This is a genomic window from Kitasatospora sp. NPDC058184, assembly GCF_042883725.1.
GTDB lineage: Bacteria > Actinomycetota > Actinomycetes > Streptomycetales > Streptomycetaceae > Kitasatospora.
On sequence record NZ_JBHVVE010000002.1, the window covers coordinates 398,759 to 411,304 of the forward strand.

Here is a 12,546-nt window from a genome sequence, read left to right on the forward strand (position 1 = left end):
GCTACTGCCCGTTCTTGGCGAGGTCGGGGGCCTTGACGAGGTCAGGGTGGACGGTCGCGGCGATCTGCCGGACGGCGTCGGCGTTGCGCACCCCCGCGATGGTCGTCACCTCGGAGCCGAGCCGGACGAAGTGCCCCTCCTGGACGGCCTTCAGGCCCTGGGTCGCGGGAAAGCCCTTCAGGAAGGCCTCGGCCTCGTCGAAGGCCTTGCGGGTGGCCTCCTCGCTGCCCCGGTTGCGCACGGCCAGCTGGATCCAGTCCGGGTTCTTGGCGACCACGTCCTCCCAGGAGCCGGGCTTGAAGTCGGCGTCGCAGTCGGCGAACACGTTGCGCGCCCCGGCCTGGGTGATCACGGCGTTGGCGACCTGCCGGCCGCAGACCGCCACCGGCTGCTTGGTGCCGGCGTCGAAGTCGAAGACGAAGTAGCTCGGCCGCTGCCCCTCCGGCACGGCGGCGAGCGCGGTGCGGACCTCGCCGAGCTGCTTCTCCATCCCCGCGACCAGCTCCTCCGCCCGCGCGGCCGTGCCGGTGACGGCGCCGAGCCGGCGGACGTCCTCCTCGATCCCGGCCAGGTCGGTGCGCGGCGCCTTGGCGGCCTTCGGCGTCCCGGCGCAGGCGGTGGAGAGCAGGTACACGTGCTGGATGCCGGCCGCCGCGTACTCCTCCTCGCTCGGCCCGGTGGCGCCGCCGCCCATCATCGGCATCGCGCCGAAGGTGTCCACGTAGAGGTCGGCGCCGGAGCCGAGGAGCTTCTCCTTGGGGATGCTCTTGTCCCCGAGCACCGGCACCTTGGCGCCCTGCTCGGCGAGCGCGGCGGGCAGGGTGCCCTTGCCGGGCGGGAAGCCGGTGCCGATCACCCGCTCCCCCGCGCCGAGTCGGAGCAGCAGCTCCAGGCTGGAGGCGTTGCTGGTGACGATCCTGCCGGGCGCCTTGGCGATGGTGGTCTCCTTGCCCGCGCAGTCGGCGACCGTGACGGGGAAGCCACCGCCGGCGTCGGGCCGGACGGTGACGGAGGCGCTCGACCCGCCCCCGGTCCCGCTTCCGCAGGCCGTGGCGAACAGGGCGACGGCGGCCGCGATTCCGCAGACGACACGAGGGCGCATGACAACTCTCCTGGTCGGTGATGGTGCTCGGTGACGGTCCCGGGTGACCGGGCTCGGCCCTGGCACCGGGTGGTCGTACTGAGGGCCCGTGCTGCGGACCCGGACCAGGTAGTCGGACGGCCCGGGCGATGGGTTCCCGGCGGTTGGTCTCCGGCGATGCGCGGCCGGCAGCGGGTTCCCGGCAGCGGGCCTCCGGTGCCGCGCGCGGCCGGTCGCCGTCCGCACGCCCCGTCGCCGGGGCCGGACGTAGGCTGACCGGATGGCCGACCCCACCGCCCCGCGCGACGACCTCGACCTCCCCGTCCGGCTCGGACCGCGCCCGCCCCGCCGGGTGGTCTCGCTGGTGCCGTCACTGACCGAGGCGGTCGCCGCCACCGCGCCCGGCCTGCTGGTCGGCGCCACCGACTGGTGCAGCCACCCCGCCGACCTGTCCGTCACCCGGATCGGCGGCACCAAGAACCCGGACGTCCCGCGCATCCTCGCGCTCGCGCCCGACCTCGTCCTCGCCAACGACGAGGAGAACCGGCGCCCCGACCTGGACGCGCTGCGGGCGGCCGGCGTCCCGGTCTGGGTCACCGACATCCGCACCCTGGACGACGCCTTCCGCTCCCTGCACCGGCTGCTGACCACCGCCTGCGGGCTGCCCCGGCCCGCCTGGCTGGACGAGGCGGAGGCCGCCTGGGCCTCCGTCGGGAGCGGCGGCGCGCCCCCGGAGGCCGACGGCCCCCGGACCGTCGTCCCGATCTGGCGCCGCCCGTGGATGGTCCTCGGCCGCGACACCTTCGCCGGGGACCTGCTGCGCCGCCTGGGCCTGCGGCTCGTCCACGCCGACCATCCCGAGCGCTACCCGGCCGTTCCACTGCCCGAACTGCTCGCCTGCCAGCCGGAGTTGGTGGTCCTGCCGGACGAGCCGTACCGCTTCAGCGCCGAGGACGGCCCGGAGGCGTTCCCGGGCACACCGGCGGCACTGGTCAGCGGACGGCACCTGACCTGGTACGGACCGTCGCTGGTGACCGCCCCGGCCGTACTGCGGCACGCCCTCGACCACCCCCTCGGTCCGGGCGGTCCGGGCGGTCCGGACGCCTCGTAGGACGACCGCCCGTGACACCTGGGGACCGGCGTACGTCGCCAAAAGGGCGCCCCGGAACACGACAGGGCCCGGGACGCGTGCTCGCGTCCCGGGCCCTCGGCCTGTGTGGCCGTACGTCGTCAGCCGCGCGCGGCGGCCACGGCGGCGCCCAGCGCCTCCTTGATCCGGGGGCCGAGACGGGCGAAGCCCAGCTCCTTCATGGCCGCCCGCAGCAGCTCCTCATCGGTCCGCTCGGCACCGTCGCCGTCCACCCACCGCACGACGGCGAGCAGCTCGTCGGCGGAGTAGGCGGTCACGGGGCGGCCAGGCGTGAAGTCCGGCTTCGCGGGACGGGCGTCGGCCTCGGGCTCGGCGGCGGGCTCCTCGGCGACGGCCTCGGCCTCGACGGCGGGCTCCTCGACCTCAACCGCAGGTGCTTCCACGGCAGCCTCGGGCTCGGCCACCGGCTCCGCCACCTCTTCGGCCACAGCCTCGGCCTCGGCGACGGGCTCCTCGACAACGCTCTCGGGCTCGGCCTCAACCACAGCCTCGGCCTCGACGGCAGTCACGGCGGCCGGCTCCTCGACGGCGGGCTCCGCCACAACGGCCTCGGCCTCGACCACAGGCTCGACCTCGGCCTCGACCGTCTCCGCCTCAACGGCAGTCATGGTGGCCGACTCCTCGACAGCGGGCTCCACCACAACGGCCTCGACGACCGCCTCGACCGTAGCCTCAGCGACGACCGCCTCGACCTCAACCGCAGGCTCATTAGCCTCCACGACCGACGCCTCGACAGCGGGCTCCACCGCAACGGCCTCGGGCTCGGCCTCGACAACCGGCTCCTCGACCGCGACCGCGGTCTCCTTGACCTCGACGGCCTCGGCGACCGGGGCAGCCTCCGGCTCCGTGTCCGCCGTCGTCTCGTCCGCGGCCGCGGCCTCGGCCAGGGCGGCGGTCGCGGCGGCCACCAGGTCGTCGGCTGCCGGGGAGGGCGCCGGGAGGGAGACCACAGCGGCCGGGGTCTCCTCCTCGGCCTGCGCCGCCGCCGGCTCGTCGTCAGCGGCAACCGCGTCCGATGCCGGTTCGGCCTCGACCTCGGCCTTGGTCTCGGTCTCGGTCTCGGTCTCTTCCTTGGTCTCGGCCTCAGCCTCGGCCACCGCAGTCGCAGTCGTCGCAGCGGTCTCCTCGGCGTCCTCCACCGGAGCCGTCACCGCGGCCGGGGCCTCTTCCACGAGCCCGTCCCGCTGTCCACCGGCCAGCGCCTGCAGGGCAGCCGCCTCGGCGTCGGCCCGGTCGGTCGGCTCCTCGGTCCCGGGCTCCTCGGCCGCAGCCTCCTCCGTACCGGTCGCACCGTCGACATCGGCATCGACCACAGCACCGGCAGCGTCCTCGGCACCCGGCTCCTCGACCGGCGCCGCCTCGACAGCAGCGGCGCTCTTCTCCGCCAGCCCGTCCCGCTGCCCGCTCGCCAGCGCCTGGCGGGCCGTGTACGCGGCCTCGGCGGCGCGGCGGTCGGCCTTGGCGGTGGCGAGTTCGGCGAGCAGGTCGGCGAGGCCGGCCTCCTCGAGTCCGGCGCGCAGGCCGCGGATGGTGGGCAGGCGGTAGAGGGTGCCCTCGTCGGCGGCGAGGCGCTCGACCAGGTCGATCAGCTCGGCGAAGGGCAGCCCGTCGAGGTCGTGGTCGGGCAGCAGGCGGGCGAGGCCGCGCAGGCCGGTGTTGATCGTCTCGAAGGCCTGGGCGGTGCGGTCGACCAGGGCGCCGTCGGTGGGCACTCGCGGGAGGGTGCCGGCCGGGGCGAGCGCGGCCCAGGCGCGGCGCTCGATCTCGGCGGAGGTGAGGGCCTCGTGCAGGTCCTCGCGGCGGATGCGGCGGTCGGTGGCGAGCGCGACGGCCTGCTTGCGCAGCGAGCGGCCGCGCAGCCAGGAGAGCTTGACGCCGTTCTCGCGGCGCCAGGTGCTGTCGGCGGTGGCGGCGGCGAGGGCGCCGAGGTCGGCGTCGTACGCGGCGGGGAAGAGGGCCGCGGAGGTGCGGTGCACCCGCTGGAGCATCTCGACCAGCAGCGCGGTCTTGGCGACGGTGTCGGGCTCGTCCAGCTTGGTGTCGGCGGCGAGGGAGAGGACGGCCTCCCAGGTCTGCTGGAGGTCGCTGCCGCGCAGTTCGGCGAGGGCCGTGGAGGCCGCGCGGGCGTCCTCGGGGGTGGCGACGGTGTCGACGGCCGCGTACCAGGCGTGGGTCTCGGCGGTGAGCGTGAAGGCCCCGAGCTCGGCGTAGCGGCCGAGGTCCTCGCGGAGGTCGGGCTCCGCGGCGGCGTCCTGGGGGTCCTTGACGTCTGCGGCGTCGGCGACGTCCGCCGGGTCGGCTGCGTCGGCGTTGCGCGAGTGAAGCACTGTCATGTGAGGTCCGGTTCTGGGCGTCGACGGCGGGGCTGGCGGCGAGGGGGCGGCGGACCGGGTGCGCGGGGTCGCCCCTGGGGCGGGGCTAGGGGGCGCGCGGTCGGGCTGCCGGTGTGGACGCCCAGAATACGGGTGCCCGTTCGAGCCTTGCACGCACCCACCGCCCGGACGGGCGGGTGTCGTGTGCCATACCGCCCGCCTGGCCGCCACTCGGGCGGTCCGACCGGGTGGTCCGGAGCCGCTCCGGAGCTGGTCCGGAAGTGGCCCGGCATTGGTCCGGACGGGTGTCTCCGCTGCTCACGGCTCCACACCGCCGGCCCTCATCCCGCGTCCTCCCGCCGCTCTCCACCGGACGGCCCGGGCCGCCGGTCCGGCCGCATGTCCCGCCGCCTGCCGGGCCGACGGAACCGCTCCAGCGGTACGTCCCGTACGCCGCGTCCCCGTGCCGGTCCCCGTCGGCCGAGCGGCGGCCGGTACCCGGCCCGGCCGACGGCGTGCAGATCGACCGGAGCGAGGTACTCACCGAGCGCGGTGCGGTGCCACCACGCGCCGGTTTCCCGCAGTTCGCGCCAATCGGTGAACCGGTAGAGGTAGAGGGTCGCCCGGACGTGGGTCGGCGGGGCGTCCGGGAACGGGTTGTGGCGCAGCAGGCGCAGGGTGGCCCGGTCGCCGGACAGCAGGCGGGTGACGAAGGGCAGGAACCAGGGGCGGGCGTAGGCGGGCGAGATGCCGGCGAACCACATCAGCCAGTCGAGCCGCAGGTGGTAGGGCGCGAACTGGCGCGGGAGCCGGCGGACATCGCCCGGCTTGCCCTTGAAGCCGTACTCGCGCCAGACGGTGTGCGGGGTGAGCACGGCCTCGTCGGTGCCCTCGACCACCACCTCCTGGCGGAGCCGGTTGACGCTGCCGAAGGCGCCGTAGGTGTTGACGAGGTGGAGCCGGTTGAAGGAGCGGTTCATGGCCTGGGCGCGGGAGAGCATGTTGCGCACCGGCCAGTAGCTGAGCACCACGACGGTGGTGGTCAACGCGATCACGAGCGCCTCGTACCAGAGCGGCGCGCCGGGGTACGCGCGGGCGTGGACGGGCAGGCCCAGGCGGGTCGGCTGCACGGCGGCGAGGACGAGGACGATGGTCAGCCAGTTGAGCCAGGCGAGGTTGCCGGAGGCGACCAGCCAGAACTGGGTGACGAGGACGGCGCAGGCCGCGTAGCTCGCGATCGGTTGCGGCAGCAGCAGGCCCACCGGTACGACGAGTTGGACGAAATGATTGGCGGCGGCCTCCACGCGGTGGACCGGGGCGGGCAGGTGGTGGAAGAACCAGCTGAGCGGTCCGGGCATCGGTTGGGTCTCGTGATGGAACCGGAGACAGGTCAGGTCCCGCCAGCAGCTGTCGCCGCGCAGCTTGATCAGTCCGGCGCCGAACTCGACCCGGAAGACCAGCCAACGCATCAACCACAGCACCAGGGTGGGCGGGGCGGTGTCGGCGTTGCCCAGGAAGGCCGCGAGGAAGCCGGCTTCGAGCAGCAGGGACTCCCAGCCGAAGGAGTACCAGGTCTGCCCGACGTTGACGATGGAGAGGTAGAGGACCCAGAGCACCGCCCACAGCAGGACGGACGCCCAGAGCGGGACGGCGTCGCCGAGCCCGCCCACCACCGCGGCGGCGAGGGCGGCGCCGCTCCAGGCGACGGCGGCGAAGAACCGGTCGCTGTAGTGGAGGTGGAACAGGCCGGGGGATCGGCGGAACGGGACCCTGGCGGTGAACCGGGGCACCGGCAGCATGCCGTCGGCGCCGATCAGGGCGCGGAACTGCGCGGCGGCGGCCAGGAATCCGATCAGGTAGAGGGCGGCGAGCAGGCGTTGGACGAGCAGCCGGCTCAGCCAGTAGTCGGGGGCGGCGAACCAGTCCATGCGGCCCATGCCTACCACCCGGCACCCCGGACGCGGGCCCGGTCGGGGCGGCGGAGCGGGGACGGTTCACCCGCTCGGCCCGGCGGAATCCCGGGGGGTCCCGCAGGCATCCCGGCGAACTCCCGATACCGGCCAGCACCGGACGGCACCGGAGGAACTCGGACGGGCCCGGGCGGTACCGCGCCGACACCATCGGCACCGCACCGACACCGTGGCGGGGTCCTCTCCACGGGGGTGAGAGGCGCCCCGCCACGGCGGTGGGCGGTCCGCACCGGCCGGGGTTCAGCCGGGCAGGACGGGACCGGCCTCGCCCGCGATGGCCGAGCGCCCGGGCACGGAGCCGCCGCTCTGCTGGAGCCGGTCGACGAGCAGGGCGGCCAGCGTGCCGAGCTCCTCCTCGGTGCGGGACTGGGCGGTGATGTCCATGCCGACGGTGAGGACGCCGTTGATCCGGCCGGTGAGCGCGGCCCGCAGCGGGGTGCAGGTGAAGCTGAAGACCTGCCGGCCGCGCTGGGCGTCCGGGCGGGCGGCCTGCATCCGGACGTTGTCGAGGACGGCGGTGCGACCGGTGCGGTACGCCTCCACGACGGTCTGTTCGAGGCCCGCCGCGCCGAGCTGCGGGTACGCGGCGCCGATCGTCCCGTACGCCGTCGGCGCGCCGAAGGTGTCGGCGTGCTGGGCGTTGGCGTAGCGGATCTCCTGACCCGGGCCCTCGGTGAGCAGGATGGGGTACGGCGAGCCGTCGAAGGCGGCGAACATCTCCTGGCGCTGGGCGAGCAGGCTGTCGCGCAGCCGGATCTCGGAGAGCAGCGCCTCGGCGAGGTGCTGGATGTCGCGCAGCCGCTCGCGCCCCCACTGCCGGGGTTCCCGGTCGAGCACGCAGACGGTGCCGATGACGGTGTTGGTGTCGTCGACGAGCGGGGCACCGAGGTAGGCGCGGACGCCGAGTTCGTCCACCACCGGGTTCCCCGCGAACCGGGGGTAGGCGAGGATGTCGTCGAGGGCGAGGGGGGAGCGCTGGGCGACCACGTGCGGGCAGAAGCCGTGGCTCAGCGGCATCTCGCGGGTGGGGAGGTCGAAGGCGATGCCGCGTTCCGCCCAGGACGATCCGTCCTCGGCCGCGGCGTCGGCCGAACTTGGCGGAATGTAGAGCCCCCGGAACATCTGGCGTTCGTCGTTGATGAAGTTGACCATCGCGATGGGAGCGCGCGTGATACTGGCTGCCAGGTGGGCGAAGCGGTCGAAGGCCTCGTCCGCGGACGGGTCGTTGAGCCCAAGGCCGCGCAGCCTGCGGGTTCGCGCGGACTCCCCGGAGGCACCCGGGAACTGGCCTTGAGTGCTCATCACATCTGTCATGGCGCACATGTAACCAGACATCAGAACGCCCGGGCGGGTCCGATCGACCGTTCTTCAGTCCTGCCGATGTCCTTCCGGAGTCCTTCCGGCGCCCGGCCGGAGCCGCACCGGAGCCTTGCCGATGGCTCGTCAAAACCGCATGTGGACGACCGGTCGACGGACCGTCACGGAAGCGAAGATCGATTCCCGCCCGGCGCCCGGACGAAACCCCTCCCGACGGGGACGGGCCGAATCGCGCCAATCCAAGATCGACTCTGGGATGCCCCGGTACCCCATACAACAATGAGCCCTGCCGAAGACACGGACGGTTCCCGTCACCGGGACACCGCCCGGTGACGCATGCGCCGATCGCACCGGGGCGACCGGCCGACACCCCCGCACACCCACCGCCCCCCGTAGGGGTCGCCGGAGCGGCATCGACGGCACGGACGGAGGCACGGCACCACACGTATCGAGAGGACCGGAGCATGGCGATGGACTACTTCACCGACGACCGTCACGAGGGCCTTCGCGCCGAGGTCCGTGACTTCGCGGAGAAGGAGGTGCGTCCGCGGGTGGCCAGGATGGAGGCCGAGCGGACGATCGAGGTCGAGCTGGCCAGGGAGATCGCCCGGCAGGGCTGGATCGGCGTGACGATTCCCCGGGAGTTCGGCGGCCTCGGGCTGGGGCACGTCGCCAAGACCGTGATCATCGAGGAGCTGGCCCGGGTCAGCGGGGCCGCGGGCTCGATCGCGCAGGCCTCCCAGCTGGGCGTGGCCAAGGTCCTCCACTACGGCTCCCAGGCCCAACGCCGCACGTGGCTGCCGAAGTTCGCCTCCGGAGAGTGCCTGCCGACCATCGCCGTCACCGAGCCGGAGTCCGGCGGGCACGTGCTCGGGATGACCGGCACCGCGGTCCGCGACGGCGAGGAGTACGTGCTCAACGGCCGCAAGTGGTTCGTCGGCAACTCCCACATCGGGGACGTGCACGGCGTGGTGCTGCGCACCGGCCAGGGCAGCCGGGGCCTGTCCGCCTTCCTGGTCGAAAGCGACCGCCCCGGGTTCCGGACCGGCTCCCCCGGCTCCCAGAGCGGGCTGCACGGCTTCAGCTTCGGCGAGATCATCCTGGAGGACTGCCGCATCCCGGCCGGAAACCGGCTCGGCCGGGAGGGGCGGGGACTGGACGTCGCCTACTCCTCCTCCACCCTCTACGGCCGGATCAACCTCGCCGCCGTCGCGCTCGGCATCCACACCGCGATCGTCGAGGACACCGTCCGGTTCGCCGAGGGGCGCGTCCTGTACGGTCGGCCGATCAACCAACTCCCGAACATCATGCTCAAGTTGGGTGAGATGCAGTCCCGGCTGATGACCGCCAGGCTCGCCGCCTACCACGCCTCCCACCTGCTCGACCACGGCCGCGCCTGCGACGCCGAGCTGATGAACGCCAAGCTCATCAACACCGAGTACGCGCTGGACTCCGCGCGCAACGCCATGGAGATCCACGCCGCCCGCGGCCTCCAGCCCGAGTTCCGTATCGAGCGCTACCTGCGGGACGCCACCCACGTCTACCCGCCGGCCGGCACCTCGGACGTCCAGCGGCTGCGGCTCGGGCAGTTCGCCTCGGGCACCTACGGCAAGCAGTGGTCGGCGGAGCTGTCCGAGCTGACCAGCTGGCCCTGGAGCGAACTCGCCGCCCAGCGGGAGGCCCACGTGGAGAAGCCGCCAGGCCTGGGCGGACGGGTGCTGCCGATGCCGCTGGCGGGCTGAGATCCCGCCCGCCGCGGCGCGACTTGACCTGTTCCTGCCGCATCCTTCCCATGGCCGTCCCCGACCTCCGAGGACCGTCGGCCCGACCGGACCGAGGGCCGTGAGCTGCGGCTTCGCGCCGGCGGAGCGTCCGGCGCGGGCACCGTCGCGAGGCCATCGGCCTTGTGCGCAGAGCCAGTTGATATTGCGCCGACCGCACCACGGGCTGATAGCGTTCCGTGCCGTCGGCGGCCGTGCTGCACCCCGCCGGACCGGTGACACCACGTCACCGGCTCCGACGGATCCCGGCCCCGGCTCCCTGCGACCCGGCCGCGCCGTACGGGTCGGCCCGCCGCTCGGACCCACCGGTCCGAACCGGCGCGCCGGTCCCGCGGCCAGGCCCCACGACCCGGTTCCAGGACCGGGTTCCACGACCCGGCCCCGCGGTCGGGTTCGACGGCCGGGTTCCACGACCCGGCCCCGCGACTCGGCCCTGCAGCAAGGAATCAGATGCCAGGCATACCGGCCCCCCGCACCGGCCACCGCGCCGGGCGGTCCGGCTCGCTCCGCAGCCCGCTCCTCGCCGCCGTGCTGGTCCCCAGCCTGGGCCTCGCCGCCGCCTGGGGCTACGCCGCCTACCTGCTGCGCGACTCCGGCCAGCGCACCGCGCTGCTGGCCGGCAGCGCGGTCGTCGCCGCGGTGGTACTGATCAGCCTGGTCCGCGGCATCCGGACCGCCTGGGCACTGTCCGCGCGGCTGTCCGAACTGCGGGCCGACACCATGGCGCTCGCCGAGCAGGAGATCCCCGAGGTGGTCGGGCGGCTGCGCGCCGGGGAGCAGGTGCCCGCCCCGGCCGCCTGGACACCCTCCCGACGGACCGGCGACGACGTCCAGCAGGCCTCGGAGGGCCTCGCCGCCGTCCGGCAGGCCGCGGTCGCCGCCATCGTCCACCAGGCCCAGGGCCGCGAGGGGACGAAGAAGGTCTTCCTCAACATCGCCCGGCGCACCCAGATCCTGATCCACCGGCAGATCAGCATGCTGGACGCGCTGGAACGCGAGCACGAGGACCCGGAACTGCTGCGCGAACTGTTCGCGGTCGACCACCTGGCCACCCGGATGCGGCGCAACGCCGAGAACCTCGTCATCCTCGGCGGCGACCTCCCCGCCCGGCGCTGGCGCAACGCCGTACCCGTGGTCAACGTGCTGCGCAGCGCCGTCTCGGAGACCGAGAGCTACTCCCGGGTCGTCGTCCGGGGCGTGCCGCGCGTCTCGCTCGGCGGGCAGACCGTCGCCGACGTCATCCACCTGGTCGCCGAACTGATCGAGAACGGCACCACCTTCTCCCCGCCGTACACCCAGGTGCAGGTCTCCGCGAAGGAGGTGCCCGAGGGCCTGGCGGTCGAGGTCGAGGACCGCGGGCTCGGCATGACCGAGACGGAGTACCAGCGCCTCAACGCGTACCTGGCCGACCCGCCCGACCTGGACGTCTCCGCGCTCGGCGACGACCTGCGGCTCGGCCTGTTCGTCGTCGCCCACCTGGCCGCCCGGCACGACGTCCGGGTCACCCTGCACCCGTCCCCGTACGGCGGCACCCGGGCCGCGGTGCTGGTGCCCTCGGCGCTGCTGGAGCAGGCCGCGCAGTCGGCCGCGGTGTCCGGGCTGCCCTCGGGGGCCCGGATCACCCGGGCTCCGGTGACCGACGTGGGGGCCGGAGCGGGAGCGGACGCTGGGGCGGGGGCGGGAGCGGACGCTGGGGCGGGGGCGGGGGTCGGGGGCGGCTCCGGGTCCGAAGCCCTCGGGCAGGAGCCGCCGGGTGCGACGGCCACAGGGCACGGTGGGCTGCCGGGCGGGAGCCAGGCGTGCCCGGGACCGTTCGGCGCCCCGGGGGCCCCGGCCGTCCCCTACGGCGCGGACGGCGCCGGGGCGGCTGCCGGGACGGGCGCCGCCGGGGTCGGCGGTGCCGAGGCGCCCGCCAACGGAGGCCTGGCCGTCGGCGCCGAGATCCCCGGACTGCCCGGCGCCGTGGTCGTGCCCCGGCCCGTGCTGCCGCGCATGTACGACCTGTCGGGCAGCCCCGCGGTGGACCAGCGCCGCCCGGCACCACGGCCCGACGACGGCTCGGACGGTGCGCCGCACGCCCAAGCGGCCGTGCCGCAACGGGCCCGGGACGCCGGCCCGGCCGGGCAGCTCGGCCCGGCGACGCCCGTGTACGGGGCGCAACACCCCGCCCTGTCCGCCCCTTCCGCCCCTTCCGCCCCGCAGCGGGCCTCTGCGGACTCCCCCACCGTCCGGGAGGCCGAGGAGTGGCGGTGACGCCGCTTCGACCTGCGCTTCGACCGCTCGGCGCTGGGCGAGGTCAAGGTGCTGCCGGACGATCCGGGCCGGGCGGACCGCTTCCGTGGGCGGCCCGCCTCGGTCTCAGCCGTCGGTGCGGGGCTCAGGCGTTGGCGTGGACCGGGTGGAGATCGGCGAGCGACCCGACCAGCGGGGCCAGCTCCGGGACCTCGGTGGCCTCGGCCAGCGTCGCCTCCAGGGCGGCGTCGTGCACCGGGCGAGCCGCCGTCAGCAGGTCGCGGCCTTCGGGCGTCAGCTCGGTGTAGATGCCGCGCCGGTCGTCCGCGCAGAGGAACCGGCCGAGCAGGCCCCGGTCCTCCAGGCGGCTCACCAGTCGGGTGGTCGCACTGCTGCTCAGCGCCGCCGCGCGGGCCAGCTGCTGCATCCGCATGTGCCAGCCGTCCTGGCGGGAGAGCGCCTCCAGCACCGTGTACTCGACCACCGAGAGCTTGAACTCGGCCTGGAGCGCCTTCTCCAGCGCGGTGTCGATCATGCCGTGCAGCGCGGCGAGCGTCCGCCAGCCGCGGGCCCGGATCTCGGCCGCATCGTCGCGGATTCCCATGACGCCTACCCTTCCGTCGCGCTGCTCGTGCCGTGTGCCGGACGCGGCCCCGTGTGAGGTCTCTCGTCCGGGGTCTCGTACGAGGTTTCGTCCCGTGTC

Annotated in this window: 8 protein-coding genes; 3 read left to right on the top strand and 5 right to left on the bottom strand. The window is 74.5% G+C overall.

Features of this window, described 5'->3' with window-relative positions; translation table 11 throughout:
• Position 1 precedes the first annotated feature (1 nt).
• Entirely contained in the window at positions 2-1,102 is a 1,101-nt protein-coding gene (locus ACFVXH_RS05010) for an ABC transporter substrate-binding protein (RefSeq protein WP_079272427.1), read from the bottom strand.
• A 259-nt stretch (positions 1,103-1,361) separates the two neighbouring features.
• Here ACFVXH_RS05010 and ACFVXH_RS05015 point away from each other — a divergent pair, with 259 nt between their 5' ends.
• On the top strand, positions 1,362-2,192 hold the full coding sequence (locus ACFVXH_RS05015; protein WP_387820249.1) for a helical backbone metal receptor: 831 nt from the start codon (positions 1,362-1,364) through the stop codon (positions 2,190-2,192).
• Between the two features lie 119 nt (positions 2,193-2,311).
• On the opposite strand, the gene ACFVXH_RS05020 is transcribed toward ACFVXH_RS05015, so the two are convergent.
• From ACFVXH_RS05020 to ACFVXH_RS05030, 3 genes are all read right to left on the bottom strand, one after another.
• The gene (locus ACFVXH_RS05020) at positions 2,312-4,564 is read right to left on the bottom strand and encodes a hypothetical protein (RefSeq protein WP_387820251.1); all 2,253 of its coding nucleotides are present in this window, start codon (positions 4,562-4,564) and stop codon (positions 2,312-2,314) included.
• 320 nt (positions 4,565-4,884) lie between these two features.
• Positions 4,885-6,471 carry a lipase maturation factor family protein gene (locus tag ACFVXH_RS05025; RefSeq protein WP_387820585.1) on the bottom strand — a complete coding sequence of 529 codons (1,587 nt, stop codon included), beginning with the start codon at positions 6,469-6,471 and terminating at the stop codon, positions 4,885-4,887.
• 282 nt (positions 6,472-6,753) lie between these two features.
• Complete coding sequence (locus tag ACFVXH_RS05030; RefSeq protein ID WP_079272425.1) at positions 6,754-7,827, bottom strand: GAF domain-containing protein; 1,074 nt, start codon at positions 7,825-7,827, stop codon at positions 6,754-6,756.
• Positions 7,828-8,294: 467 nt separating this feature from the next.
• Here ACFVXH_RS05030 and ACFVXH_RS05035 point away from each other — a divergent pair, with 467 nt between their 5' ends.
• Together ACFVXH_RS05035 and ACFVXH_RS05040 are read left to right on the top strand one after the other, a co-directional pair.
• A complete protein-coding gene (locus ACFVXH_RS05035) occupies positions 8,295-9,572 on the top strand; it encodes an acyl-CoA dehydrogenase family protein (RefSeq protein WP_387820253.1) in 1,278 nt (425 codons plus the stop codon).
• Between the two features lie 489 nt (positions 9,573-10,061).
• Positions 10,062-11,864, top strand: a complete 1,803-nt coding sequence (locus tag ACFVXH_RS05040) for an ATP-binding protein (protein WP_387820255.1) — start codon at positions 10,062-10,064, stop codon at positions 11,862-11,864.
• A 124-nt stretch (positions 11,865-11,988) separates the two neighbouring features.
• Here ACFVXH_RS05040 and ACFVXH_RS05045 read toward each other — a convergent pair whose 3' ends face one another.
• Positions 11,989-12,447 carry a MarR family winged helix-turn-helix transcriptional regulator gene (locus ACFVXH_RS05045; protein ID WP_387820257.1) on the bottom strand — a complete coding sequence of 153 codons (459 nt, stop codon included), beginning with the start codon at positions 12,445-12,447 and terminating at the stop codon, positions 11,989-11,991.
• Positions 12,448-12,546: the final 99 nt, after the last annotated feature.

What these genes read in the sequence shown, in the direction of transcription:
- ACFVXH_RS05010 (WP_079272427.1), bottom strand. Translation starts at nt 1,102, where the DNA reads ATGCGCCCTCGTGTCGTCTGCGGAATCGCGGCCGCCGTCGCCCTGTTC.
- ACFVXH_RS05015 (WP_387820249.1), top strand. Translation starts at nt 1,362, where the DNA reads ATGGCCGACCCCACCGCCCCGCGCGACGACCTCGACCTCCCCGTCCGG.
- ACFVXH_RS05020 (WP_387820251.1), bottom strand. Translation starts at nt 4,564, where the DNA reads ATGACAGTGCTTCACTCGCGCAACGCCGACGCAGCCGACCCGGCGGAC.
- ACFVXH_RS05025 (WP_387820585.1), bottom strand. Translation starts at nt 6,471, where the DNA reads ATGGACTGGTTCGCCGCCCCCGACTACTGGCTGAGCCGGCTGCTCGTC.
- ACFVXH_RS05030 (WP_079272425.1), bottom strand. Translation starts at nt 7,827, where the DNA reads ATGACAGATGTGATGAGCACTCAAGGCCAGTTCCCGGGTGCCTCCGGG.
- ACFVXH_RS05035 (WP_387820253.1), top strand. Translation starts at nt 8,295, where the DNA reads ATGGCGATGGACTACTTCACCGACGACCGTCACGAGGGCCTTCGCGCC.
- ACFVXH_RS05040 (WP_387820255.1), top strand. Translation starts at nt 10,062, where the DNA reads ATGCCAGGCATACCGGCCCCCCGCACCGGCCACCGCGCCGGGCGGTCC.
- ACFVXH_RS05045 (WP_387820257.1), bottom strand. Translation starts at nt 12,447, where the DNA reads ATGGGAATCCGCGACGATGCGGCCGAGATCCGGGCCCGCGGCTGGCGG.